Raw genomic sequence first — 24,045 nt, forward strand, 5'->3', positions numbered from 1 at the left:
AGGGCCGTCACCGAATCCGGTGGCGGCCCTTATTGTTTGTGGTGTGTCACGAATCAAGCAGCCGGGGCAACCTACAATTCCCACTTCGATATCGAGGTTTTGAATGTTGGACTTTGTTCTGGAATGGGCCACCCACGGTCTGCTGAATGCCAGTTGGTGGCAGATCGTGGTGGCCACCTTGGTGCTGACCCACATCACGATTGCGTCTGTCACGATTTTTTTGCACCGCTGCCAGGCGCACCGTGCGCTGGACCTCCACGCGATCCCCTCGCACTTTTTCCGCTTCTGGCTGTGGCTGACCACCAGCACAGTCACCAAGCAGTGGGTTTCGGTTCACCGCAAGCACCACGCGAAATGTGAAACCGCTGAAGACCCTCATAGCCCGGTGGCGCACGGCATCAAAACCGTTTTGCTCGAAGGCCGTGAGCTTTACGCCAAGGAAGCGGCTAACGCCGAGACCCTCAAGAAATACGGTCACAACACCCCGGATGACTGGCTTGAGCGCCATCTCTATACCCCACGCAACAATTGGGGCCCGATCACCATGCTGTTGATCGACCTGGCCTTGTTCGGTGTCATTGGCATCACCGTGTGGGCCGTTCAAATGCTGTGGATTCCCGTTTTCGCCGCAGGCATTGTCAATGGCCTGGGGCACTTCTGGGGTTACCGCAACTTTGAAGCGCCTGATGCTTCCACCAACATTTCTCCCATTGGTCTGATCATTGGTGGCGAAGAGTTGCACAACAACCATCACACCTACCCGACCTCGGCGAAGCTGTCCGTCAAGCCTTTCGAGTTCGACATTGGCTGGGGCTACATTCGTGCGCTGGAATTGATGGGCTTGGCCAAGGTTCGCAAGATCGCGCCCAAGCTTCAGTTGGGAGAGATCAAACCCCAGGCTGATGCCAAGACGCTTGAAGCCATCGTGGCCAATCGTTATGAGTTGATGGCCGGGTACGCCAGTGAAGTTCGTGCGGCATGCCGCTCTGAGCTGGAGCGCCTCAAGTCGAATGGCCAGGAAGCCGCTGCAGCCAAGCTCCATGCCGTTCGCAAGTGGATGGCTCGCGATGAAGCTCAGGTGCCGGTTGCACTGCGCCAGATGGTTCAGCAAGCGCGAGGCGTCAGCCCCAAACTTGATCAACTGATTCAAATGCGCGAAGAGCTCCGCGCGATCTGGACTCGAACCAACGTCTCGGCCGAGCAATTGGTGCAAGACCTGCAGGCCTGGTGCCAACGTGCCGAGGCCAGTGGCATTGCCGCCTTGCAAGAGTTTTCACGCAAGGTGCGCGCAGCGCATGCCTGAACCAGTCAGGTTTGTTCCTCCGCTCACGAAGCTGCCTGCGAGGCAGCTTTTTTTTGGTCGTTTGCCGCAGATTCCGTGTATTGAAATGGAAAAAGTGGTGCGGGCGGTCTTCATCATCCGGGAATTCGGCCGATATCAGGCTGCGGAAGGGTGAGATTAGCCTGACATCAGGCTGCTTTTTCGTGTCCTTCAGATCGGTGTGGTTGCCGTATTCTGAAAAGGCAGTGAATTGGCCGCAGTCCATTTTCCGCACGCATTCATTCAAAGGTTGAAGGCTTATGGAGCAAATCATGCAAGGATCGCCAGCAACGTCGACCAGTTCGGGAACCCCCGGACATGAGGCATCAGGCGGCGGAGGGGGCAGTTCCAACCCGATGCGCAAAATCATCATCATGGTGGGTGTTGCCATCCTGGTGTTCCTGGCCGTGACCACCTTCAGCGTTCAGAAATCGTTCCAGAGCAGTGATCAGCTCACCGCGATCAAGGACTTGTACTTCCCTGTCTTGCAAAAGATCGAGGCCAATATGGTTCGCCTCGACAAGATGGAAGAGCTGTTCATGCGATCGGTCATGCTGGGGGACAACGATCCGCTGGATGAAGAGCAGGATTTCTATCAACAGGCTGACAAAGCCTTTGAGGAAATGGCGACCATCTATCCACAGCAAGCCAAGGAAATCGCCCGCTTGCGTGCCGACCTGAAGCAATACCAGGAAATCGCGAACCGCACTGCGTTGGCGCTGAATAACAAGGACACCAACATCGACGCCAAGAAGATGAACCAGTTGCTGGCATCTCTGCGTGAATCGATCAAGGTGTTCCGTGAAGCCAGCTATGGCAATTTCGTCAAGACCCTGGCTGACTCGCAGGGTACCGTCAAGCTCAACCTCTATATGGGTATCGCTCTGGGCTTGATGAACTTGTGCTTCATGGGCGTGCTGGTGTTCTTCATCCGCAACAACGTTCGCATGATGGCTGTGATCGCAGAGCAGAACGCCACTCTGGAACTGCGTGTGGCCGAGCGGACCGCTCAATTGCGTCAGAAGACCAACGACATCCAGGCCATGTTGGAAAACATGCCTCAAGGCGTGTTGACCGTGCTGCCAGGCGGCGTGATCCACCCAGAGTACTCGGCCTACATGGAGAACATCTTCGAAACCACCGAGATCGCGGGCAAGAACATGATGGATCTGGTGTTCAGCAACACCACCCTGGGCTCCGATGCGCTGTCCACCGTGGAAGTCGCCGTCGGCTCGGTGATTGGCGAAGACGCCATGAACTACGAGTTCAACTCGCACCTGTTGGCCACCGAGTTCGACAAGACCATGCCCAATGGCGTGGTCAAGAGTCTGGAGCTGAGCTGGTCGCCCATCACCGACGACAACGATGTGGTCGAGAAGCTGATGCTGTGTGTGCGTGACGTGACCGAGCTCAAGCGCTTGGCCAGCGAAGCTGGCGCTCAGAAGCGCGAGCTGGAAATCATTGGCGAAATCCTGGCGGTCAGCCAGGAGAAGTTCCAGGAGTTCATCGACAGCGCCAAGAAGTTCGTGGCCGAAAACCGCGAGATCATCAAGAACGCGGCTGGCAAGGACCAGGATGCAGTGGGCCTGTTGTTCCGCAACATGCACACCATCAAGGGCAATGCCCGTACCTATGGTCTGCTGAACATGACCAACACCGTGCACGAAACCGAGCAGGTGTACGACGACCTGCGCAAGGATCCCGAGAAGGCCTGGGAGCCCGAAGCCATGTTGGCCCAACTGGATCAAGTCGATGCCTTGTTGGATGAGTACGGCAAGATCAACGACGTCAAGCTGGGACGCAAGGGCCCAGGTCGCCGCGGCAGCGTCGAGAAGTTCCTGATGGTCGAGAAGGACCACGTAGCCCGCGCCCTCAACCTGATCAAGTCCGCCAAGGCCGCCGATGCCGAGGCCATGAAGGCAGCGCTGCACGAGGTGGATCAGACCCTGAGCCTGATCGGCACCGAGAAAATCGACCACGTTCTGGCCGGCATCATCGAGTCCATGCCATCTCTGGCGAAGGAACTGGGCAAGGAGCCGCCCAAGATCTCCATTGAAGACCATGGCATCGTGGTTCGCACACAGATCGTGGGCTTGCTCAAGAACGTCTTCACTCACGTCTTCCGCAACTCCATGGACCATGGCCTGGAAACCGCCGAGGTTCGAGAAGCCGCAGGCAAGAGTGCGGCCGGTCACATCCGCTTGAAGCTCAGCACAGAGGGGGGCCGACTGGTCTTCCGTCTGGGGGATGACGGTCGAGGACTGGCTGTTGGCAAGATTCGCCAGAAGGCCATCGACAACGGTCTGATTCAAGCCGGTGATGCGGTGCCTCCAGAGCAAGTCGCTCAGCTGATCTTTGCCTCAGGCTTCTCTACGGCCGAGAAGGTCACAGAAGTGTCTGGCCGAGGTGTGGGGATGGATGCTGTCAAGGGCTTCCTGCAGCGTGAAGGCGGTGATGTGGCCATCCAATTCACCGACGACAACGCCGCAGCTGAAATGCGCCCCTTCGAGCTGGTGATCAGCCTGCCCGAAAAGTTTGCGGCTCACCTGTCGGCTTGAACTGAGAAAAAAGACACGGCATTTCTGACTGGACTAGGACTTTATGCCTTGCCAAACCGGCCGATATCCAGTCATGAATCAGCCCCGTTATTCGTGATGTGAATAGCGGTCTCAGACCCGAATCTCTCGAGGCTTGAACATGTTGCTCTACGCAATTCTCTTTCTGACAGGATGCCTGCTGGGGGCTGGCGGCATGGCCTGGCGCGCCCGCAAGGCGGCACTGAAGCAAGGTGAGGTGGTGTCCCGAGCCGAAGCCGATGCCCGTGAACAGGCTCTGCAGCAGGCCGTTGCCGAACTGCGTCAGCAGCTGGATGAGCTCCATCAGCAACGCGATCAGGAGCAATCGTCTGCGCAGTCGCAACTGGCTGATCTCAAGCGCTCGCTCGATCGCCAGCTGCAGGATGTGCAGTCGGGTGCCGCTGAAAATCGCGAACAGACCCTGGTCAATTGCGAACGCTTGGCCGACTCGATCAACAACCTGCTGGGCCTGATCAAGACCTTCGAACGGTGGCACGCCGACATGAACGTTCTGTTGACCCACAACCGCCAGATGCACGAACGCAATGACGAGTTCGCCGCCATCGTGCGCCAGGTGGTGATCGTGGCCTTGAACGCTTCGATCGAAGCGGCCAGGGCGGGCGAGTTGGGGCGCGGCTTTGCTGTTGTGGCCAACGAAGTTCGCACCTTGGCCAACCGCGCCGAAGCCTTGTCGAACGACTACCGCAACAACCTCTACAAGAATGACCTGATCACCACCACCACCTTCCAGGATCTGCAGGCAGGCGGGAAGATGATCATCGGTGCGGTCACCGAATTGCAGTTGATCAACAGCAAGACGAAAGACGCTCTTGAAGCGGCCTGAAGACCATGATCACTCAGCAAGCCAAAGACGGATTTGACTACATCGTAAAGAGTGCGCTGTCGAGCGCCCTGAGCGAGTCGTCGGACAGCCGTTGCGATGTCGAGGTCATCGACAACGTCAAGGACATCACCGAAAAGAAGGTGGTGTTGCTGACCGTGTCGTCATACCTGTTTCGTGTCATGACGATGATCTATTTCACCCTCAACCGCGAAACGAAACAGCACTTCGCTGCCATCAATCGCGCTGATGCTGAATCCATGACCGAATCGGACTTTCTCGACGTCATCTGCGAGTGCGGCAACATTTTCTGCGGAACCCTCAATCGCGAGCTCGCGCATCACTTTCCGCACTTGGGCATGTCAACTCCCAATGTCCTCGATCGCGACTGCGTGGACTACCTGCAAGAGCTAGAGGCCGGCTACATCAAACATTTCAAGATCTCGATCAACGAGACGCTCACCATGCACGCCAGTTTGTGCGTGTGTGATTTTGCTGACATCGACTTCGCGGTTGACATGACGCAGGCTGAAGAGGAAACCAACGGCGAACTGGAATTGTTCTAGTCGCTCAACGAAGAATCGAGGATCCCTATATGGTTGAAAAGGCTGAACTCGTCAGCAAAGTGCTGGTTCTGGATGATTCGCCCGAATGCGGCATGCGGATCAAGGCATTTTGCGACGCCAACCATCTCGTGACGCTGCGCGCACAGTCCGAGAACGTCATGGCTGTCATGAAGTCCAACGTGGACCTGGGCGCCATTTTCCTCTCTGAAGGTTACGGTGTTCCTTCCAGCGACGGCTACTCGTTTGCCAAGGAAATTCACGAAGTTCGTCCTGAACTGCCGATCTTTTTCCGTCGCAACCAAGTCGACAACCTGGATGACCTGCCGGAAATGCAGCGTGGCTTGTTCAGTCATGCCTACACCATTGATCACATCGACAAACTCGGCCCCGTCATCCACGAGTCGATTTTCAGCCTCGTGTACCCCAACGCCTTGGTGCGTGGCATCACTGAAATCACCAAGGCTGCGCTGGAAAGCCAGTTCAAGGGCGTGGATGTCGCCACCGAAGCGCCCTATATCGTGCGTGATCGCATCATTTACGGCGAGCTGTTCAGCTTGATTCCTCTGGAAAGCAACTGGTGTCGTGGCTACATGATGCTGCAGACCGAGGAAGGTCCGCTGGTTCAATTTGTCGAAGATGACAAAACCCACATCGGTGTCAACGAGGAAGTGAACTTCCGCGACATCAACCAGGTGCTGGGTGAAGTGACCAACCTGGTGTGGGGGTCATTCAAGAACCGCTATATCTCGTACGAGGCGCTGGAGGGGCGAGCAACACAGGTTCCCATCATCGTGAACCACCTGCATCGCTACATCTCCTTTGGTTCTGAAGACCCGCAACTGTGTTTCCGTTACACGCTGAACGATCAGTCTGGCAAAGTGCCTCCGATGGTCATCTATCAGCGTTTTGTGTTCAATCTGAGCTGGAATCCTGACAAGTTCAAGGAAAACGAAGCCCAGGTCGAAGATCTGTTTGACTCGGGCGAGCTGGAGCTCTTCTGATTATTTTCTCAATGAGGTGAAATGCCATGGCACAAGTTCTAGTCGTCGATGACTCCGCCACCGTCCGCAATGAAGTCGGTGATTTCCTGAAGAAAAACGGTCTGGATGTGATCACCGCCGTCGATGGTCGCGATGGTCTGGCCAAGCTGAAGGCCGATCCCCGTGTCAAGCTGATCGTCAGTGACGTCAACATGCCCAACATGGATGGCCTGACCATGGCCGAGAAGATCCGCGGTGAGCTGGGCAATGCCACCGTCAACATCATCATGCTGACCACCGAAAACACGCCCATCATGAAGGAGCGTGGCAAGGCGGCCGGCATCAAGGGTTGGATCGTGAAGCCCTTCAAGGGCGATGCGGTGATCGCTACCTTCAAGAAGCTGGCTGAGTAAACTCAGGCCATGATGTTGATGCCGCCGTCTACATAGACGGTGGATCCGGTCAGATGTCGTGCGTAGGGGCTTGCCAGATAGGCGCAGGTCAATCCCACGTCCATGACATCGACGGGCTCGCCGATGGGCGCCGTGCTGACTGAATGAGCGAGCAAAACATCAAATTCCTTCAAACCAGATGCCGCGCGCGTCTGAATCGGTCCGGGTGATATTGCATGCACCCGGATTTTTTTTGGCCCCAGCTCGTAGGCCAAATACCGGCATGCGGCCTCTAAGGCGGCTTTAACCGGACCCATCAGGTTGTAGTTGGGAACCACCTTGTTCGCACCGTGATAGCTCATGGCGAACATGCAGCCGCCATCAGACATCAGCGGCACAGCTCTTCGAGCCAGGCGCAAGAACGAATGGCATGAGATGTCCATCGCCTTGGCAAACCCTTCCGCGGAACTCATCAGCAAACCGTTTTGAAGATCTGCCTTGGGTGCAAAGGCGATGGAGTGCACCAGCAAGTCGATCTTGCCCCAACGTTGGGTAATGGTCTCAAACAGGGCATCCATTTGATCCGCTTGAGTCACGTCCAACGGCGCGAAGATCTCCGCGCCCAGTTCCAGGGCAATCGGCTCGACAAAGGGCTTGGCCTTATCGTTTTGATAGGTGAGGCACACGTCGGCGCCCAGATCCTTGAATGCTTTGGCGCAGCCATAAGCGATGGATGCTTCATTGGCAACGCCAACGATCAAAGCCTTCTTTCCTGCCAAGGCTTGGTGCGGGGTGGTTGTTTCAGTCATTTGACTATTTTCTGCCAGCCTCGCGATCAGACTTTGACAAGGAATAAAAAAACCCGCCAAACCAGAGTCAGGCGGGTTTTTTGAGGGAAGAGCCGAAATTACTTCAGCTTGACTTCCTTGTAGGCCACGTGCTTGCGAGCCTTGGGGTCGAACTTCATGAATTCCAGCTTTTCAGGCGTGGTCTTCTTGTTCTTGGTGGTGGTGTAGAAGTGGCCGGTACCCGCAGTGGATTCCAGCTTGATCTTTTCGCGTCCGCCTTTAGCAGCCATGATTCAAGTCTCCTGATTACAGTTCGCCGCGGGCGCGCAGGTCAGCCAGGACCTGATCGATACCCACTTTGTCGATCAAACGCAGAGCGGCGGTGGAAATGCGCAGACGCACCCAACGGTTTTCGCTCTCGACCCAGAAACGACGGTACTGCAGGTTGGGCAGGAAACGACGCTTGGTTTTGTTGTTGGCGTGGGAAATGTTATTCCCAGACATCGGGCGCTTGCCCGTGACTTGACAGACGCGTGCCATGACGCTTCTCCGTTCACTGTAATTGCGCTGTACGGCGCAGGTGTTGCGGTGACTGGTGCTCAGAGCAGGGGAGGGTTGATTGCTCAACTCGTCACCTGGTAAACACCCTTCCAGCGCTTTGGTACGCAAACGCGCACCTCACGCCGGGACGAATTTTGGTAAAACCGAGATTATAGCCAGATTCTTGGCCAAAGCCAACTAGCAGATCAATTCGGTCTCACAAATACCGGTTCAGGCCCCGCCTTGCTCGAGGAATCGCTGGGCATCGAGGGCGGCCATGCAGCCTGTGCCGGCGCTGGTGATGGCCTGACGGTAGACGTGATCTTGCACATCACCGGCAGCAAACACGCCGGGCACGCTCGTCATGGTGGCAAAACCGTTGTTGCCGCCACGGGTGATGATGTAGCCGTCCTTCATCTCCAGTTGGCCCTTGAAAATGTCGGTGTTGGGCTGGTGGCCGATGGCAATGAAGCAGCCCTTCAGTTCGATGTCCTTGGTGGCGCCGTTGTTGACGTCCTTCAGGCGCACCCCCGTCACACCGGTCTGGTCGCCCAGCACTTCATCGAGCACGCTGAAGAGGTGCAGTTCGATCTTGCCTGCAGCCACCTTCTCCTGAACCTTGTCGATCATGATGGCTTCCGCGCGGAACTTGTCGCGGCGGTGGATCAGGTGTACCTTGGAAGCGATGTTGGACAGGTACAAGGCCTCTTCCACGGCCGTGTTGCCCCCGCCCACCACGCAGACCACCTGGTCGCGATAGAAGAACCCGTCGCAGGTGGCGCAGCCGCTGACGCCTCGGCCCATGAAGGCCTCTTCAGACGGCAGGCCCAGGTACTTGGCCGATGCGCCGGTGGCGATGATCAGGGCGTCGGTGGTGTAGGTGCCGGAGTCGCCCTTGAGCGTGAAGGGGCGCTTGGACAAGTCCACTTCATTGATGTGGTCAAACACCATCTGGGTGTTGAAGCGTTCCGCGTGCTGCAAGAAGCGTTGCATCAATTCAGGGCCTTGAACGCCGTGGACGTCGGCAGGCCAGTTGTCCACTTCGGTCGTTGTCATCAGTTGGCCGCCTTGGGCCATGCCGGTGACCAGGGTGGGTTTGAGGTTGGCGCGTGCGGCGTAGATGCCGGCTGTATAGCCTGCGGGGCCGGAGCCCAGGATCAGAACCTGGCTGTGTTGGGGCGTGGACATGGCGTGAACTCTTTCTTTTCTCTCAAGGAACCGAACTGTGCCGGATTTCAGGCGCACTTCCATGCTACCGGTCAAGTGCATGATCGATAAAGTGCCTAAAAAATCGCTCGCTGGTGCCGAAAATTGTAGGGACTGGTTGTTTGTCACACACGAACGTGGGCGAAAAGTCCTTTGTTTTTTTGTTTTTTTGACAGGCCACCCCGGTCTCAACGAGAGAGGAGCTGCACATGGCCATGTTGTCCAACCTAGATTTGATCCGTCGCGTCCCCCTGTTTTCGATGCTGACTCAGGCGCAAGCCGAGTCCATCGCCGAAGGGGTGGTCAAGCGCCGCTATCGTCGGGGTGAGTTGATTGTGGAAAAGGGTCGCAAGACCAATTCGCTGTTCATTCTGCTGACCGGCCGCGCCCGTGTCGTGGCGTCGGACGAGCGCGGTCGCGAAGTCATCCTGGCCGTGCTCGAAGCCGGCGACTACTTGGGTGAAATGAGCCTGATCGACAACGAAGCCCACTCTGCTACCGTTCGCGCCGAAGTGCAGACCGACGTGCTGGTGCTGGGCCGTGCCGAGTTTGCTCGTTGCCTGCCTGAGAACTCCAGTCTGTCGTACGCCATTCTGCGCGGCCTCGTGCAGCGCCTGCGCAGCGCGGACCGCCAGATCGAGTCGCTGGCCCTGCTGGATGTGTATGGTCGCGTGGCGCGTGCGCTGCTCGATATGGCCGACGACGAAGCCGGCGACAAGGTCATCCGAGGCAAGGTGTCTCGTCAGGATCTGGCCAAGCACGTGGGTGCTTCCCGCGAAATGGTCAGCCGCGTCATGAAGGACCTGGAAGAGCGTGGTCTGATCGAAACCCAGGAGACCGGCAGCGTCAAGCTGCGTGAACGTCTGGTTGCAGCGGCCTGATCGCTGTCGACCCAAAATGCCCGCACAATGCGGGCATGACGTTTCCTCTGGGTTCCCTTCGTTCTGGCGCCTCCTCTGAGGCGCGTGGCGGCGAGCGTCCGACGGACGCCGCCGCTTCTGTGCGTGTAACAGGTCGGCTCCATCGCCAGATGGCTGCTCAGGCCGCCGAGCCGGTCGCTGCTGCCGACACCGGGGTCGGGTTTCAGGCTCGACTTCTCATTGGTGCTGTGATCTGGGTGTTGTGTGTGCTGGCGCTGGTCAGTCACAACCCGCTTGATCCGGCCTTCACCACCTCGGGTCAACACGCCGAGCCAACCAACCTCGTTGGCCATTTGGGTGCGTACGCCTCCGATGTGGCGCAGTTTTTCTTTGGCTATTCCGCCTGGTGGGGAGTGGTCATCGGTTTGCGCGTCTGGCTGGGGCAGTTGGCCTTGTGGTTGCGCCGCGATACCTCGGTTTCTGTCGCGGGTTCTGCTCCCCATCCAGCTCAGCAGAGTGCACATGCATTTCCGCGTTGGCGCTTTTGGCTGGGCGTGGTGTTGGTGATGACCGCCAGTTGTGCGCTGGAGTGGTCTCGCCTGTATCGTCACGAGCTGTCGCTGGCGGGGGAGCATGCGGGCGGCATTCTGGGTTTGTACCTGGGGCAACAGGGCAGCAAATGGTTGGGCTTCAACGGCTCTGGTGTGCTGTGGATTGCCATGCTGGTTGCTGGTACCTCAATGGCCTTGCGGTTTTCCTGGCTGGAAGTGGCCGAGCGAATTGGTGAGTTGGTGGATCGCCTGCGTGAACGCCGCGAGGCGCAGCGCGAGGTCGAGCAAGACATCAAGATCGGCGAGCAGGCCGTGATTGAGCGTGAGCGCGTGGTGGAAGAGGTGCGCCACGAAGCCCCGATCGAACCGATCCCGCTCATCATCGAGCAGCCTGTGGTTGAGGTGCCCAAGTCCGAGCGCGTCGTCAAAGAAAAGCAAAAGCCTCTCTTTGCCGAAATGGGCGACAACAAACTGCCCCAGATCGATCTGCTTGATGCTGCCAGTGGCCGCATGGAAACGGTCACCCCTGAGTCGCTCGAGATGACCTCGCGTCTGATCGAGAAAAAGCTGAAAGACTTCGGGGTCGAAGTGCGGGTCGTGGCGGCGTCGCCAGGGCCCGTCATCACCCGTTATGAAATCGAGCCGGCCACCGGGGTGAAGGGTTCGCAGATCGTGAATCTGGCGAAAGACCTGGCTCGATCCTTGTCCTTGGTGTCCATTCGCGTGGTCGAAACCATTCCAGGCAAGAACCTGATGGCGCTGGAGTTGCCCAATGCCAAGCGCCAGATGATTCGCCTGGCTGAAATTCTCGGCTCGCAGGTCTATCACGAGGCACAGTCCATGCTCACGATCGGATTGGGCAAGGACATTGTGGGGGCGCCTGTCGTGGCTGACCTGGCCAAGATGCCGCACTGTCTGGTCGCCGGTACCACCGGCTCGGGTAAGTCGGTGGGCATCAACGCCACCATTCTGAGCTTGTTGTACAAGGCCGAAGCGCGTGACGTGCGCCTCATCCTCATCGACCCGAAGATGCTGGAAATGAGCGTCTACGAAGGCATCCCGCACCTGCTGTGTCCGGTCGTGACCGACATGAAGCAGGCGGGCAATGCCTTGAACTGGGCTGTGGGCGAAATGGAGCGCCGCTACAAGCTCATGTCCAAAATGGGCGTGCGCAACCTGGCGGGCTACAACAAGAAAATGGACGAGGCCAAGGCCCGAGGCGAACTCATCCCCAATCCATTCAGCTTGACGCCGGAAGAGCCCGAGCCACTTGAGCGCTTGCCGCACATCGTCATCGTCATTGATGAATTGGCCGACCTGATGATGGTCGTGGGCAAGAAGATCGAAGAGCTGATCGCTCGCCTGGCTCAGAAAGCGCGGGCCGCTGGGGTGCACCTGATCTTGGCTACCCAACGGCCTTCTGTTGATGTCATCACTGGCCTGATCAAGGCCAACATCCCGACCCGCATTTCGTTCCAGGTCTCGAGCAAGATCGACAGCCGAACCATCCTCGATCAAATGGGCGCAGAAGCCTTGCTGGGGCAGGGTGACATGTTGTACCTGGCGCCCGGCACGGGCCTGCCTGTGCGTGTGCACGGCGCTTTCGTGAGCGATGACGAAGTGCACCGCGTGGTCGAATACCTCAAGACCCAGGGGGAGCCCAACTACATCGAAGGCATTCTCGAAGGCGGCAACCTCAGCGATGAGGGCAGCAACCTTGACGGCTCTCCGATGGGGGGCGGCGACGGTGAGCAAGACCCGATGTACGACAACGCCGTGGCCATCGTGCTGCAGCACAAGAAAGCATCCATTTCGCTGGTTCAGCGGCATCTGCGCATTGGCTACAACCGCGCGGCGCGTTTGCTGGAACAAATGGAAAAGTCTGGACTCGTATCCAGCATGGCCACCAATGGCAACCGCGAGTTGCTGGTGCCTGCGCGAGGCGGCGAGGGTGGGGCCACGGCTGCACCGTGGGACGCCTGAGCGCAATCAAACGGTGATACGCATGAGCAAAAGAATCTGGGTCCCATTGTGGGGGCTGGGCCTGATGGGCTGCGCTTTGCAAGCCCAGGCCGATGGCGTGGACACGCTGCGCGCCTTCGTCAAAGACGTGCAGTCAGGCCGAGGGGCCTTCACGCAAGTGGTCACCTCGCCTGATGGCAAGCGGGTACGCAAATCGTCGGGCAGTCTGGAGTTTCAGCGACCCAATAAATTCCGGTTCACCTACCAGTTGCCTGTCGAACAGGTCATCGTGGGTGATGGGCAGAAAGTCTGGTTGTGGGATGCGGACCTGAATCAGGTTACCGTCAAACCCATGAGCCAGGCCATGGGGTCCACGCCAGCCGCCCTGTTGGCGGGCGGCTCACTTGAAAAAGACTTCGTCTTGAAGAATGTTGCTGCGTCTTCGACCAGTGCGGCGGCCGCGACCTCTCCGGGCTCGCAACAACGAGATGCTTCAATCGAATGGGTGGAGGCCCTGCCGCGCACGAAAGACGGGCAGTTCCAGTCGGTTCGAGTGGGTTTTCGCGGCCCCAACTTGGCCGCACTCGAAATTCTGGACAGCTTTGGGCAGCGGTCCAGGTTGGATTTCGCGCAGTTTGAAAGCAAGGTGACCTTGCCCGCCGCGCGATTCCAGTTCACGCCGCCCCAGGGGGCGGACGTGCTCAATCAGCCTTGATCAGTCTTCGCGGCGAGCAAAGCCACCGCGCTTGCCGCCACCGAAGCCTGGCTTCGGGCCTTTGTTGAAACCAGGCTTGGCACCGAACGAAGGCTTGCCACCAAAGGGCTTGCCGCCGAAAGGCTTGTCGCCACCGAACGAGCGCTCGCCTTGGCCGCGGTCTTCACGTTGGCCATCGCGTTGGCCGAATGGCTTGCCGCCAAACTTGTTGCCAGGGCGTTGACCGAAAGGCTTGTCGCCAAAAGCGGGGCGGTCGCCACGGGGGGCGCGGTCCGCGAACGGACGATCCCCAAATGGGCGATCTTGTTGTGGGCGGTCACCACCAAACGAGCGCTCACCGCGATCCTGGAAGCCGCGGTCACCGAAAGGACGATCGCCGAACGGACGGTCACCTTGGGGGCGATCGCCACGCGCGCCAAACGGCTTCTTGCCGAAAGGCTGGTCGGCGAACGGACGCTTCGGGCGGTCGCTGCCAAAACGGCCAAACTCACCGCGCTCGCCACCTTGCTCAGGACGGCCTTCGCCGCGAGCAAATGAGCGAGGGGCCTCACGGTCCTGGAAGCGATCGCCTTGACCAAAGTCATCACGGCGGCCACCAAAGCGCGAACCACGGTCATCACGGCGAGGGCCAAAGCCGGGCTTGTCGCGACGGGGGCCGCCACGCTCTGCAGCCAGCTTGGTCTTGGGCTCCAGGCCTTCGATCACGGCTTCAGGAATACGCTGGGTGGTGAAGCGCTCAATGCGACGCAGCATGGGAATGTCACGACGCTCAACCAGCGTGACGGCCAGACCACTGCGACCAGCGCGGCCCGTACGGCCAATGCGGTGCACATAGTCTTCGGCCTTCATGGGCATGCCGTAGTTGATCACGTGGGTGATGGTGGGCACGTCGATGCCGCGAGCAGCCACATCGGTGGCCACCAGCACGCGCAGCTGGCGGTTGCGCAAGGCTTGCAGCACGCGATTGCGGCGTCCTTGTGGCATGCCACCGTGCAGAGCGGCCACGGCGTGGCCCATGTCGGCCAGGCGGTCGGCCAGCACGTCGGCATCGCGTTGGGTGCTGGTGAACACCACGGCTTGGTCCACTTCCTTGGTGGTCAGCAAGCTGTCCAGCAAATCATTCTTGTGGGCCAGGGTGTCAGCCAGGTGCAAGCGTTGCTCGATGTTGTCGTGGCTGTCGGTGTGGGATGCCACCTCGATGCGCACAGCGTTCTGAGTCAAACGCTCAGCCAATTCACCCACGTGGCCCGCGAAGGTCGCGCTGAACATCAGTGTCTGACGGTTCTCGGGGGTGGCTTCGGCAATCGCTTCGATGTCGTCAATGAAGCCCATGTCCAGCATGCGGTCGGCTTCGTCCAGCACCAGGGTTTCCAGGTTGGACAGCACGGCTGCACCGGTGTTCATGTGGTCCAGCAAGCGGCCAGGGGTGGCAATCAGCACATCCAGAGGGCCTTTCAGGGCCTTCAATTGGGCGCCGTAAGGCACGCCACCCACCACCGTGGCCACACGCAGACCTTGCAGATGCTTGCCGTAAGTTTGCGCTGCCTTGGCCACTTGCATGGCCAGTTCGCGGGTGGGGGCCAGGACCAGCACGCGAGGACCGTGCACCTTGCCTTTTTCGCGACGCTTGGTGTTGTCGCCACGGGCCGACACGATGCGCTCCAGGCAGGGCAGCATGAAAGCAGCGGTTTTGCCGCTACCGGTGCTGGAGGCCACACGCAGGTCAGAGCCGTTCATGGCAGCAGGAATGGCCTGTACCTGAACGGTGGTGGGGTGGGTGTAGCCGGAATCAGCCAGGGCGCGGCACAGCTCGGGGCTCAGACCCAGATCGTCAAACTTGACGGCCCCGTCATCCACTTCAACGGCGTCATCAAAATTGCGAGGGGTATCGATTTCAGTGTTCATTAACTTCTTTCAAGCCAAAACAAAGCGCTGCCACTTGCCCTCGAAAGGCAAGAAACAAAACGCCACGACCAGAGCCTGACAACAAAGTGCCTAGACGCCCTGGTACAGGGTGGAGTCGCTATGGGGATCGATGACCAGAATCGGTGATCGTGTCCGTACTTCGTGACAGGCGCACTCGGCGCAAAGAGATCACGGTGAGTCGGTTGTAAGCGACGGCATCGCCGCCAACCTAAACTCAAGACACGCTTCTGGTTGGTGCCCGACGGCACAACCCGGCTTGAAAGGGTTAGAGGGGATGAACGAATAAGTTAGGGATTGTCCCACACTTGTTTGATTTTGTCTACATCCCCCCTTCATTCGCAGGGTCCGCTTAGTCCGGACGGATCATGGACAGCTCAATCGTCCGGTGTCGGCCACGCAAAGCGAGGTCAATGGCAACGGGCGTGGCGATCAAGAAGAGCAGGCTGATGGTCAACATGAGGCACCTCCGATTGAAGAATCTTTAGAGGTTCAGCATGCGCCTGTTTCCAGGGTTCCAAATCAGGAGAAACCTTCATCAAATTGTCATATTCAACTCGGGGAAGGCGCGGCCCGGGTGGGCTGCGACAATTCAGCCATGCAAGAGAGTCTGTTGCCTGAATCTGAATTGCCAAGCACGGTCGCGCCGTCTGCGGCGGTGTCTGCCCCGTTGGCCGAACGCTTGCGCCCGCGCACACTGGATGACGTGGTGGGGCAAGACCACCTATTGGGTGAAGGTCAGCCCCTGCGCGTGGCGTTTGAGTCCGGGCAACCGCATTCCATGATTCTCTGGGGGCCTCCGGGTGTGGGCAAGACCACCCTGGCCCGCCTCATGGCGCTGGCATTTGATGCCCAGTTCCTCAGCATCTCGGCGGTGCTGGGCGGCGTCAAAGACATTCGTGAGGCGGTTGAGCAGGCATTGCTGGCGCAAAAGGCCGGGCGTCGGACCATCGTCTTCGTTGATGAGGTGCACCGCTTCAACAAAGCTCAGCAAGATGCCTTCTTGCCGCATGTCGAATCGGGTTTGTTCACCTTCATTGGGGCCACCACCGAAAACCCCTCTTTTGAAGTCAATGCGGCCTTGCTCTCTCGCGCGACGGTACATGTCTTGCGCGCAGTCGATGACGCGGCCATGGTTGCTCTTCTGGAGAAAGGGCGCATGGCTTTGCAGGGCCCGGAGTTGACGCAGCCTGCTCAGGCGCGACTCATTGCTTATGCCGACGGCGACGCCCGCCGACTGCTCAATACCTATGAAACTCTGGCCGGTTTGCTCAAAGGGCGGCCGCTCATTGACGAGGCCATGCTGGAGCGCTCACTGGGTGAGCAGCTGCGTCGCTACGATAAAGGTGGCGATCAGTTCTACGACACCATTTCGGCTCTGCATAAATCGGTGCGAGGCTCCGACCCCGATGCTGCCTTGTATTGGTTCGTGCGCATGGTGGATGGCGGCGTGGATCCACGCTACATCGTTCGGCGTCTGATTCGCATGGCCAGTGAAGACATTGGCCTGGCAGACCCGCGCGCTTTGCGAATGGCATTGGATGCCGCCGAAACCTATGAGCGCTTGGGTTCACCTGAGGGTGAGCTGACTTTGGCGCAGTGCGTGGTGTACCTGGCTGTGGCGCCCAAGAGCAACGCGGTGTATGCCGCATACAAAGCCGCCAAGGCCTGGGTGAAGCAAGACGTGACGCGTCCGGTGCCCATGCACTTGCGCAATGCGCCCACCAAGCTCATGAAAACCTTGGGGCATGGCGAGGGCTATCGCTACGCTCATGATGAACCCGATGCCGTTGCGCGAGGCGAGCGCTATTTCCCGGATGGCATGCCGCCACAAGGCTTCTATCAGCCCGTGGCGCGTGGCCTGGAAATCAAGATCGGCGAGCGGGTGGCTCACTTGCGCAGCTTGCTTGGCGACGGGCGAGCCACCGCTCCAGACGCTGACGAATGAGTGAGCGACGGCGATTGCTCAGGGCAGCGTGATGGTGACCCGAGCCGCCTGCGGAGCCAACTGAACAATGTGCTGCGGTGCGCTGAGTGAGCTGTCAGTATGGTGGCCCAGTTGCATGCGCAAGCCCAGATAGCCGAGCAGAGACAGGGTACCCAATACCGATGCGACCACCCACAACGGTACTTCATTCTTCAGTTGGTGAATGACACGGTCAGGTGCTTGCCAATGCGGTGCAAAGGCGGCGCGCTTGCCCTTCAGGTTCGCAATTTCATCGCCCAGGCGAGCGGTCAGGTAGCTCAGCTTTTCAGAGCCTTCCAGCAAGTACTTGCCCTGGAAACCCAGTAGCAGGCACATGTGGAAGACCTCCAGCACCTGGATTTGCGCGGTGCCATGGCGACGCAGCTCTTCCAGTTTGGTGAAGAACTGTTCGCCGGCCAGTTGCTCGCCGAAATACTGCACCTGCAAAGGCATGCGCTGCCAGGCTTCCTTGGCCTTGAACTGCGACATCAGGATCGCCTCGTCAATCGTGGCGCAAAACGCGTACTTGCACGCGTAGATGTCATCGGCATTGGCGCCTTGCTTGCTGGCCTGTCGCTCAAAGTTGCTCAGGAACTGCTTGATGCGATCTCGAAACACCTCCGCATCAGATGGTGGATGTTTGGCCTTGAGCAGAAACAGCAAGTAAAAGCCGTCGTACATCAGGTCAAGCAAAACGGGTTCAGTGGCCGCTTGAGCCTGATGCGGCAGGGTGTTGACAGTGGTGGCAACCATGGTGATCGATTCTCTGTGTTCAAGCGTTGGCGGCGATCAATTCGAGTCGCAAATCGCTCATGCCCGCAGGGGCGTAGATCGTGATGGCCTGAGCCTGCATCATGCGTTCGTACAAAGCGCCGCGTGGCTCTAACGTGAAGTAGTAGCTGCCTGGGCGAACGGGCACGGCCGCAGGCACCTGTGGTGCATGTACCAGGCGCACACCCGGCATGGCCGATAGCACCAGCTTGTCGACATCGTCCGGTGCGCCCACCTTGAAGCGCGAGGGCACCATCTCTACCAGCTCTGCTGGCGGCATGGCGGCCGACACCCCCAGATACAGCTGAGTGCCCTGTGCGACGGCTTCCGATTCCAGTCGCCCTTGATGGAAGCTCGGCATGACCTCATTGAGCGCGATGGCGAAGTAGCGCGTCGAGATCACGGTTTCCAGCAAATCGCGAACGATCTGGTCCAGTCGGCTGAACCCAGGGCCGGGGTTGAGGTGGTCGTATGCCGGCAGATCGGCCAGCGTGAAATTCTTCGAGAAGGTCATCAGCGAGCCAGCCACTTCCAGCAGCTTCTCGAACAGTCGTTCAGGGTGCAAGCCAGGGTTACGTGCCAGGTGTGACAAGCCTGCAAAGGCCGTGCTGGCGGTGTGCAGCAACCAGAACGAGGCCACATCACCGGAGCGGAACTCAATGATGTTCTTGCTGGGCTCACGGTGCATGCCATAGAGCGCGTCGACCTTGGCTTGCAGCACGTCCAGCAGCCGACGCAGTTGTAGCAACACCGCCGAAGACGCCTGCAGATTGATGGCCGGTGGCATGAAGCGTGTGTCCTGCTCGAAGCCGCCTGTCGAGGTGCGCTTCAACTTGAGGACTGGCAGCGAGACCAAATGGCCTCGTGGCTCGGCATCGGGCAGCATGCGCGCCGACTTGCGCAGCACGATCACCTCCGATTGGGCTGCCTGTGTGAACACGTCGGCTGCTTGCACAGGGTGCTGGAAGTAGCGCACCGCCACATCAGCGGCTTCACGGCTGGCAGCCATGTTGGTGCCACTGTGTCGCAAGGGGGCCAGCGCCAGGTGAAAGACCAGATCATTGCTGCCTTGCGAGACGTCAGCCAACTCGCTCAGCGCAACCGGTGGCGGCAAATCGTCTTCGGTTGGGGCGTTGTACAACTCGCCATCAGGCAGCACAGCTTGCAGTTCGAGCACGCGCAGCATGCCTGTTTGCAGCGCGTCAGCATCGATCTGGATGGACCGCAAACCCCAGGCATATGGATGCAGCAAGCGTGTAACTTGCGCCAGGCGCCACTCGTGGTAGGCGTCTTGATGCTGGAAATGCTGTGGGCGCAAGAAGAGGCCTTCGCCCCAGAGAACTTTGGATGTTTGAATCACGGCTGAGCCTCGTTCGCAGCGGGGGCTGCTGGCTGTTGGGTCATGGGGCAGGGCATGGCCGCAGATCGAGCGACTTGTACCGACTTGCCCTCGGGGTTGCCCTTCTGAACGGTCATGGCGCATGCGTGCAAGCCAATGCTGATGCCAGACCACTCCACCTTATCTGCCTTGAAGGCATAGCGCCAATGAGTGGGTGCAGGGGCACGATACAGCGCAACGATGCCCACGAAATTGGCTTCGCGTTTGACCTTGTCGGTCGACTCGTAGTGTTGCCCTGGGATGAGTTGCAGATCTCGGCTTTCGAGCAGGTCGTCACCCATCAACTCTTTTTCCCGAGCCACATCGCCAAACGCTTCGTAGGGTGCTTTCAGAAAAGCGTCAGCACTCTTGAGCTTATAGATACGAGTCAACAGGGCCACCGGTTGGCCTTGCGCGTTCAGATTCAGTGCGTCGCTGGCGGCCAGTTTCCAGTTGATGCGACGATCAGGCATGGCCAGGTCAGGCTTGTCTGTTGCCTGAGGCGCCTCAGGCTTTTTGATGCCAAAGAACTCAAGAGCCTTGTCTGTGAAAGACGAGCCCTTTTCCGCTCCTGCTGGCATCTCGGCGGGCGGCTTGGGAGCGCTGGCGCAACCGCTCAGGCACACCATCGCCGCCATGGCCACAAACGACATCTTCCCTGCTTGCATACTTCTTTTTAGTGTGGGCGGACGAAGCCCAATGGTGCGCGGAGTGTAGGGGCCTGCGCGGCTCAAAAATCATCATTCCCCCCACAAGAGGGGGCGCTGTTTTGCAACCAGAAGAAAGAGTGTGTAACGCTCGCAATGCAACGAACCCTCTCTGAAAGTTTTGGGATTTAATCGCGCCTGCCGCAGCCCAGCCCACTTGGCGCTGCGGGGTCCATACCAAAGAAGTCAGGGAGTATGAGTGTGAGTATGCAGCTCTTGAGCCGCAGCATTTGCTATGCGGTTGTGTCGGTCTTCGCCTTGAATCTGGCGGCCTGTTCCACATTGAATTCCAACGGTGCTGAGAAGGCACCTACATTGGCCGATAAGGTGGCCGAGCGCATTGCTGCTGCCGACAAGGCTCATGCTCAGGGCAAGACCGATGAGGCCTTTACCGAACTTGAAGCCGCGTCCGATCTGGATCCTGCCAGCAAGATGCCATGGCTGCGCAAGGCCCAGATTCACTTTGACGCTCGCCTGTACGGCCAAGCCATTACCGAAGCCCGAGAAGTTCTGCAGCGCGACAACACCGACCTGACCGCCAAGAGCATTCTCGCGGTCAGCGGCCTGCGCGTCAGTGCCGATGCACTGGACCAGTTGCGCAAGGTCGACGAGGTCAAGGGCTCAACTCGCAGTGAGGCCGAAGCCGTTGCGAAGATCATCCGCGAAGCGCTCGGTGAGCCCATTTTGTTGCCTCAGCCAGCTGCTGAAAAGCCCGAGTCCAAGAAGTCTTCCCGCAGCACCCGCCCTGCAGCTTCGGCACCTGCTGCCAAGCCTGCAGCCACCACCGCTGCCCCCGTTTCCACATCCAGCGCCAAGCCCGCTGCCCAGCCTGCTGCTGCAGGTGGTCGCAGCAATCCCTTTGGCGCATTGCAGTAATCCAAGTTCAACAGAGAGGAGCCTTCCATGGCCAAGAAAGACAGCGTGCAAAAACGTCTGGAGCGCGTGCGCCCGCCGCGTGTTCAGCTGACTTACGACGTTGAAGTCGGTGATGCCGTTGAACAAAAGGAGCTGCCTTTTGTGATGGGTGTGATGGGTGACTTCACAGGTCAACAAGACCCAGATAAGCCCTTGCCCAAGTTGAAGGACCGCAAGTTCGTCAACATCGACATGGATAACTTCGACGAGGTTATGTCGGGTATGGCGCCTCGTGCTTCCTTCCGTGTCAAGAACAAGTTGAGTGAAGAGGGCGGTGAGTTCGCCGTGAACCTCCAGTTCAACAAGATGGAAGACTTCCGCCCCGAGTCGGTCGCTCAACAAGTTGAGCCCTTGCGCAAGCTGCTGGATGCACGTACCAAGCTTTCTGACCTGCGTAACAAGCTGGCTGGTAACGACAAGCTGGAAGATGTGCTGGGCGAAGTGTTGACAAACACCGAGAAGTTGAAACAACTGGGTGAAGAGACCCAGCAGCCCCAGGAGTGATCAACATGAGTGCACAACTCCAACCGCAAACCGGTGTTTTGGTTGAATCTGCGAGCCTGTTGGACGACATCGTCTCGCAAAGCAAGGTCGCCAAGACGGACACCGAGCATGCTCGTGCGAAAGATCTGATCACCGAGTTGGTCAAGGAAGTTATGCAGGGTACCGTTACGGTCTCCGACAACCTTTCTGCGACCATCGATGCGCGTATTGCCGAACTGGATCAACTCATTTCGATGCAGTTGAGTGAGGTCATGCATGCAGCCGAGTTCCAAAAGCTGGAATCCTCATGGACAGGCCTGCAATATCTTTGTAAGCAGACGTCTACGGGCGAACAGATGAAGATCAAGGTCTTCAATGCCTCGAAGAAAGAGCTGGTAAAGGACTTCAAAACAGCCATCGATTTTGATCAATCGGCGCTGTTCAAGAAAGTCTATGAAGAGGAGTTTGGCACCTTCGGTGGTGCGCCATTCGCCGCCATGGTCGGTGACTATGAAATCGGCCGTGGCGCTGAGGATATGTACTTCGTTGAGCAGATGTCGCACGTTGCTGCGGCAGCTCACGCCCCTTTTATTTCCTCGGCGTCGGCCGAAATCATGGGCTTGGAGTCGTATACAGATCTCGGCAAGCCTCGCGATCTGTCCAAGGTGTTTGATACGGTCGAATACGCCAAGTGGAAGTCTTTCCGTGAATCTGAAGACTCTCGCTATGTCGCGTTGACTCTGCCGCGATTCTTGGGGCGCTTGCCATTTGATCCCAAGGATGGCAGCACCACAGAAGGGTTTAACTTTGTCGAGAACGTAGATGGCACTAATCACGACAAATATCTCTGGGTCAATGCCGCCTATGCATTTGGCGCACGTTTGACTGCAGCCTTTGAAAATTATGGCTGGTGCGCCGCGATTCGTGGCGTAGAGGGGGGCGGCCTGGTGGAAGACCTGCCGACGCACACCTTCAAAACCGATGATGGAGAAGTGGCATTGAAATGCCCGACGGAGATTGCCATTACCGACCGTCGAGAGAAGGAATTGAGCGACCTGGGCTTTGTTCCTCTTGTTCACTGCAAGAACACCGACTACGCCGCATTCTTTGGTGCACAGTCGGTGCAGAAAGCCAAAAAGTACGACAGCCCCGCTGCTAATGCCAATGCTGCGCTGGCGGCCCAATTGCAGTACATCTTCTCTGTCTGTCGAATTGCGCACTATCTGAAGGCGATGATGCGCGACAAGATTGGTAGCTTTGCTTCGGCGGGTAACGTCGAGACCTACTTGAATAACTGGATCTCTCAATACGTGCTTGCGGATGACAGCGCATCCCATGAAGCGAAGGCCAAGTACCCTCTCCGTGAAGCCTCAGTTGAGGTGCAGGAGGTTCCTGGGCGACCCGGAACGTACCGTGCGGTGGCATTCGTCCGCCCGCACTTTCAGTTGGACGAGCTGTCGGTTTCTTTGCGCTTGGTTGCTGAGTTGCCTGGTGGCGCCTGATGCTCGTTGATTACTAATAATTAATCGGAAGGAAAATCTGTGAAGGACATTTACATCGAGTTTAAGAACTCGGCCATCAAGGGTGATGTGCGAGACAAGACTCACGGTAGTGGCGGCGCTGTTGCCCAAAATACCAGGCCCACTATCGAGGTGGATTCGTGGTCTCACGTGATTCGTCAGCCTAAGTCGGCGAGTGCCTCGACGACTGGCGGGCATACAGCTGAGCGTTGCGAACATGACGAAATGATCTTTGTGAAGGACATTGACTCCGCAAGCCCGAAGCTGTGGCAAGCTGCTTCGCAAGGCTTGGTGACGCCTGACGTCGAAATCACGTTCTACCGTGCCAACGGTCAAACGGGTTCGTTCGATGGCAACACCACTAACAGCCGCGTGAAGTATCTGGTGATCCGCTTGAAGAACGTTTTGGTCTCCTCGGTTGCTCCGTCGGTTAGCGCCGATGGCTTCCCGAAAGAAACGTTCGGCCTGAAGTATTCTGCTGTGCAGTGGGAATACATGGCATCCAAGCTGGATGGCACAGCCGCCACTGTGACTGGCACCGGTTCTTGGAACCTGGCAACCAACGAAGCCAAGTTCGGCTGATGTGATTGAAGGGCAACGACTTTTGAGTCGTTGCCCCTTTGAGGTGCCATTTTGTTTGCGCTGAATCTGTTTGAAAAGCTGCTGGATGTCGATTGGGATCCTCGTGGGCACATTTCGATTGATCAGCTCAAGGACAGCGTGGCACGTGACGTTGAAGCCATATTGAACACCCGTTGTGGGCTGACCGAAGTCGCTTTGTCGGGTTTTCCAGCCGTCCAGCAGTCAGTTTTGTCGTTTGGCCTTCGGGACTTCGTGTCACTGAGTTTGGCTAAAGAAGGCGATCGTGAACTGATTTGTGAGGACATCCGACGCGCTCTGGTGAAGCACGAGCCACGTCTGAGCGATGTCGTGGTCTCAGTGATGGCGCGTGACGACGCGAGTCAGAGGTTGCACTTTTCGATCCAGGCTTTGCTGATCACGCGTGAGGCCAACGAGATGGTGAGCTTCGACGCCATTCTTCACCCCAATAATTTGCGGTATCAGGTTTCAAAGACCCGATAAA

The 24,045-nt window shown here is 58.2% G+C and carries 23 protein-coding genes; 15 read left to right on the top strand and 8 right to left on the bottom strand.

The features are described 5' to 3' along the window. The first annotated feature begins 103 nt into the window (after positions 1–103). The 6 genes from VFW72_RS01365 (at position 104) to VFW72_RS01390 (ending at position 6,697) form a co-directional block, all read left to right on the top strand. Positions 104–1,303 carry a DesA family fatty acid desaturase gene (locus VFW72_RS01365; RefSeq protein WP_329672464.1) on the top strand — a complete coding sequence of 400 codons (1,200 nt, stop codon included), beginning with the start codon at positions 104–106 and terminating at the stop codon, positions 1,301–1,303. Positions 1,304–1,593: 290 nt separating this feature from the next. After that, entirely contained in the window at positions 1,594–3,879 is a 2,286-nt protein-coding gene (locus VFW72_RS01370) for an Hpt domain-containing protein (RefSeq protein ID WP_329672465.1), read from the top strand. A gap of 139 nt (positions 3,880–4,018) precedes the next feature. Then, complete coding sequence (locus VFW72_RS01375; RefSeq protein WP_329672466.1) at positions 4,019–4,741, top strand: methyl-accepting chemotaxis protein; 723 nt, start codon at positions 4,019–4,021, stop codon at positions 4,739–4,741. 5 nt (positions 4,742–4,746) lie between these two features. Next, positions 4,747–5,304 (top strand): hypothetical protein, encoded by a 558-nt coding sequence (locus VFW72_RS01380; protein ID WP_329672467.1) that lies wholly within the window; start codon positions 4,747–4,749, stop codon positions 5,302–5,304. Between the two features lie 29 nt (positions 5,305–5,333). Beyond that, entirely contained in the window at positions 5,334–6,305 is a 972-nt protein-coding gene (locus tag VFW72_RS01385; protein WP_329672468.1) for a chemotaxis protein CheX, read from the top strand. Positions 6,306–6,331: 26 nt separating this feature from the next. Next, positions 6,332–6,697: a response regulator gene (locus tag VFW72_RS01390; RefSeq protein ID WP_329672469.1), complete on the top strand. Its 366-nt coding sequence runs from the start codon at positions 6,332–6,334 to the stop codon at positions 6,695–6,697. 2 nt (positions 6,698–6,699) lie between these two features. Here VFW72_RS01390 and fabI read toward each other — a convergent pair whose 3' ends face one another. The 4 genes from fabI to trxB form a co-directional block, all read right to left on the bottom strand. After that, a complete protein-coding gene (gene fabI / locus VFW72_RS01395) occupies positions 6,700–7,485 on the bottom strand; it encodes an enoyl-ACP reductase FabI (protein ID WP_329672470.1) in 786 nt (261 codons plus the stop codon). A gap of 98 nt (positions 7,486–7,583) precedes the next feature. Further along, positions 7,584–7,754, bottom strand: a complete 171-nt coding sequence (gene rpmG, locus VFW72_RS01400; RefSeq protein ID WP_130966209.1) for a 50S ribosomal protein L33 — start codon at positions 7,752–7,754, stop codon at positions 7,584–7,586. Between the two features lie 16 nt (positions 7,755–7,770). Beyond that, positions 7,771–8,004, bottom strand: coding sequence for a 50S ribosomal protein L28 (rpmB, locus tag VFW72_RS01405; RefSeq protein WP_329672471.1), 234 nt, complete (start codon positions 8,002–8,004; stop codon positions 7,771–7,773). A 231-nt stretch (positions 8,005–8,235) separates the two neighbouring features. Then, on the bottom strand, positions 8,236–9,192 hold the full coding sequence (gene trxB, locus VFW72_RS01410; protein WP_329672472.1) for a thioredoxin-disulfide reductase: 957 nt from the start codon (positions 9,190–9,192) through the stop codon (positions 8,236–8,238). A gap of 227 nt (positions 9,193–9,419) precedes the next feature. Here trxB and VFW72_RS01415 point away from each other — a divergent pair, with 227 nt between their 5' ends. The 3 genes from VFW72_RS01415 to lolA all read left to right on the top strand — a co-directional run bounded on the left by VFW72_RS01415 (position 9,420) and on the right by lolA (position 13,298). Further along, a complete protein-coding gene (locus tag VFW72_RS01415; protein WP_329672473.1) occupies positions 9,420–10,091 on the top strand; it encodes a Crp/Fnr family transcriptional regulator in 672 nt (223 codons plus the stop codon). A gap of 149 nt (positions 10,092–10,240) precedes the next feature. Continuing rightward, a complete protein-coding gene (locus tag VFW72_RS01420) occupies positions 10,241–12,604 on the top strand; it encodes a DNA translocase FtsK (RefSeq protein WP_414638766.1) in 2,364 nt (787 codons plus the stop codon). A 22-nt stretch (positions 12,605–12,626) separates the two neighbouring features. Further along, positions 12,627–13,298: an outer membrane lipoprotein chaperone LolA gene (lolA, locus tag VFW72_RS01425; RefSeq protein ID WP_329672475.1), complete on the top strand. Its 672-nt coding sequence runs from the start codon at positions 12,627–12,629 to the stop codon at positions 13,296–13,298. Here the strand turns inward: lolA and VFW72_RS01430 are convergent, their stop codons facing one another. Further along, positions 13,299–15,203, bottom strand: a complete 1,905-nt coding sequence (locus VFW72_RS01430) for a DEAD/DEAH box helicase (protein WP_329672476.1) — start codon at positions 15,201–15,203, stop codon at positions 13,299–13,301. A 616-nt stretch (positions 15,204–15,819) separates the two neighbouring features. Between VFW72_RS01430 and VFW72_RS01435 the strand changes: the two genes are divergently transcribed. Beyond that, positions 15,820–17,169 carry a replication-associated recombination protein A gene (locus VFW72_RS01435; protein ID WP_329672477.1) on the top strand — a complete coding sequence of 450 codons (1,350 nt, stop codon included), beginning with the start codon at positions 15,820–15,822 and terminating at the stop codon, positions 17,167–17,169. 18 nt (positions 17,170–17,187) lie between these two features. Here the strand turns inward: VFW72_RS01435 and icmH are convergent, their stop codons facing one another. The 3 genes from icmH to tssJ are packed head-to-tail and all read right to left on the bottom strand — an operon-like array spanning position 17,188 to position 20,004. Continuing rightward, positions 17,188–17,940 (bottom strand): type IVB secretion system protein IcmH/DotU, encoded by a 753-nt coding sequence (icmH, locus tag VFW72_RS01440; protein ID WP_329672478.1) that lies wholly within the window; start codon positions 17,938–17,940, stop codon positions 17,188–17,190. 19 nt (positions 17,941–17,959) lie between these two features. Beyond that, a complete protein-coding gene (gene tssK, locus VFW72_RS01445; protein ID WP_329672479.1) occupies positions 17,960–19,318 on the bottom strand; it encodes a type VI secretion system baseplate subunit TssK in 1,359 nt (452 codons plus the stop codon). After that, the gene (gene tssJ / locus VFW72_RS01450) at positions 19,315–20,004 is read right to left on the bottom strand and encodes a type VI secretion system lipoprotein TssJ (protein WP_329672480.1); all 690 of its coding nucleotides are present in this window, start codon (positions 20,002–20,004) and stop codon (positions 19,315–19,317) included. The genes tssK and tssJ overlap by 4 nt, the downstream gene beginning before the upstream one ends. A gap of 246 nt (positions 20,005–20,250) precedes the next feature. Here tssJ and VFW72_RS01455 point away from each other — a divergent pair, with 246 nt between their 5' ends. From VFW72_RS01455 to tssE, 5 genes are read left to right on the top strand one after another with little or no spacing between them, the layout of a single operon-like run. Continuing rightward, positions 20,251–20,919 (top strand): hypothetical protein, encoded by a 669-nt coding sequence (locus VFW72_RS01455; RefSeq protein ID WP_329672481.1) that lies wholly within the window; start codon positions 20,251–20,253, stop codon positions 20,917–20,919. Positions 20,920–20,946: 27 nt separating this feature from the next. Beyond that, on the top strand, positions 20,947–21,462 hold the full coding sequence (tssB, locus tag VFW72_RS01460) for a type VI secretion system contractile sheath small subunit (RefSeq protein WP_329672482.1): 516 nt from the start codon (positions 20,947–20,949) through the stop codon (positions 21,460–21,462). A gap of 5 nt (positions 21,463–21,467) precedes the next feature. Continuing rightward, positions 21,468–22,943, top strand: a complete 1,476-nt coding sequence (gene tssC / locus VFW72_RS01465; protein WP_329672483.1) for a type VI secretion system contractile sheath large subunit — start codon at positions 21,468–21,470, stop codon at positions 22,941–22,943. A gap of 39 nt (positions 22,944–22,982) precedes the next feature. After that, the gene (locus VFW72_RS01470; RefSeq protein ID WP_329672484.1) at positions 22,983–23,543 is read left to right on the top strand and encodes an Hcp family type VI secretion system effector; all 561 of its coding nucleotides are present in this window, start codon (positions 22,983–22,985) and stop codon (positions 23,541–23,543) included. A 51-nt stretch (positions 23,544–23,594) separates the two neighbouring features. After that, positions 23,595–24,044 (top strand): type VI secretion system baseplate subunit TssE, encoded by a 450-nt coding sequence (tssE, locus tag VFW72_RS01475; protein ID WP_329672485.1) that lies wholly within the window; start codon positions 23,595–23,597, stop codon positions 24,042–24,044. Position 24,045: the final 1 nt, after the last annotated feature.

This window comes from Aquabacterium sp. (assembly GCF_036273115.1).
Taxonomy (GTDB): Bacteria; Pseudomonadota; Gammaproteobacteria; order Burkholderiales; family Burkholderiaceae_C; genus Aquabacterium.

Coding starts and splice junctions, on each gene's coding strand:
- lolA (WP_329672475.1), top strand. CDS start 12,627: ATGAGCAAAAGAATCTGGGTCCCATTGTGGGGGCTGGGCCTGATGGGC.
- trxB (WP_329672472.1), bottom strand. CDS start 9,192: ATGTCCACGCCCCAACACAGCCAGGTTCTGATCCTGGGCTCCGGCCCC.
- VFW72_RS01430 (WP_329672476.1), bottom strand. CDS start 15,203: ATGAACACTGAAATCGATACCCCTCGCAATTTTGATGACGCCGTTGAA.
- VFW72_RS01380 (WP_329672467.1), top strand. CDS start 4,747: ATGATCACTCAGCAAGCCAAAGACGGATTTGACTACATCGTAAAGAGT.
- VFW72_RS01455 (WP_329672481.1), top strand. CDS start 20,251: ATGCAGCTCTTGAGCCGCAGCATTTGCTATGCGGTTGTGTCGGTCTTC.
- rpmG (WP_130966209.1), bottom strand. CDS start 7,754: ATGGCTGCTAAAGGCGGACGCGAAAAGATCAAGCTGGAATCCACTGCG.
- VFW72_RS01435 (WP_329672477.1), top strand. CDS start 15,820: ATGCAAGAGAGTCTGTTGCCTGAATCTGAATTGCCAAGCACGGTCGCG.
- VFW72_RS01375 (WP_329672466.1), top strand. CDS start 4,019: ATGTTGCTCTACGCAATTCTCTTTCTGACAGGATGCCTGCTGGGGGCT.
- fabI (WP_329672470.1), bottom strand. CDS start 7,485: ATGACTGAAACAACCACCCCGCACCAAGCCTTGGCAGGAAAGAAGGCT.
- VFW72_RS01365 (WP_329672464.1), top strand. CDS start 104: ATGTTGGACTTTGTTCTGGAATGGGCCACCCACGGTCTGCTGAATGCC.
- tssC (WP_329672483.1), top strand. CDS start 21,468: ATGAGTGCACAACTCCAACCGCAAACCGGTGTTTTGGTTGAATCTGCG.
- icmH (WP_329672478.1), bottom strand. CDS start 17,940: ATGGTTGCCACCACTGTCAACACCCTGCCGCATCAGGCTCAAGCGGCC.
- VFW72_RS01390 (WP_329672469.1), top strand. CDS start 6,332: ATGGCACAAGTTCTAGTCGTCGATGACTCCGCCACCGTCCGCAATGAA.
- VFW72_RS01385 (WP_329672468.1), top strand. CDS start 5,334: ATGGTTGAAAAGGCTGAACTCGTCAGCAAAGTGCTGGTTCTGGATGAT.
- tssJ (WP_329672480.1), bottom strand. CDS start 20,004: ATGCAAGCAGGGAAGATGTCGTTTGTGGCCATGGCGGCGATGGTGTGC.
- rpmB (WP_329672471.1), bottom strand. CDS start 8,004: ATGGCACGCGTCTGTCAAGTCACGGGCAAGCGCCCGATGTCTGGGAAT.
- VFW72_RS01420 (WP_414638766.1), top strand. CDS start 10,241: ATGGCTGCTCAGGCCGCCGAGCCGGTCGCTGCTGCCGACACCGGGGTC.
- VFW72_RS01415 (WP_329672473.1), top strand. CDS start 9,420: ATGGCCATGTTGTCCAACCTAGATTTGATCCGTCGCGTCCCCCTGTTT.
- VFW72_RS01370 (WP_329672465.1), top strand. CDS start 1,594: ATGCAAGGATCGCCAGCAACGTCGACCAGTTCGGGAACCCCCGGACAT.
- tssB (WP_329672482.1), top strand. CDS start 20,947: ATGGCCAAGAAAGACAGCGTGCAAAAACGTCTGGAGCGCGTGCGCCCG.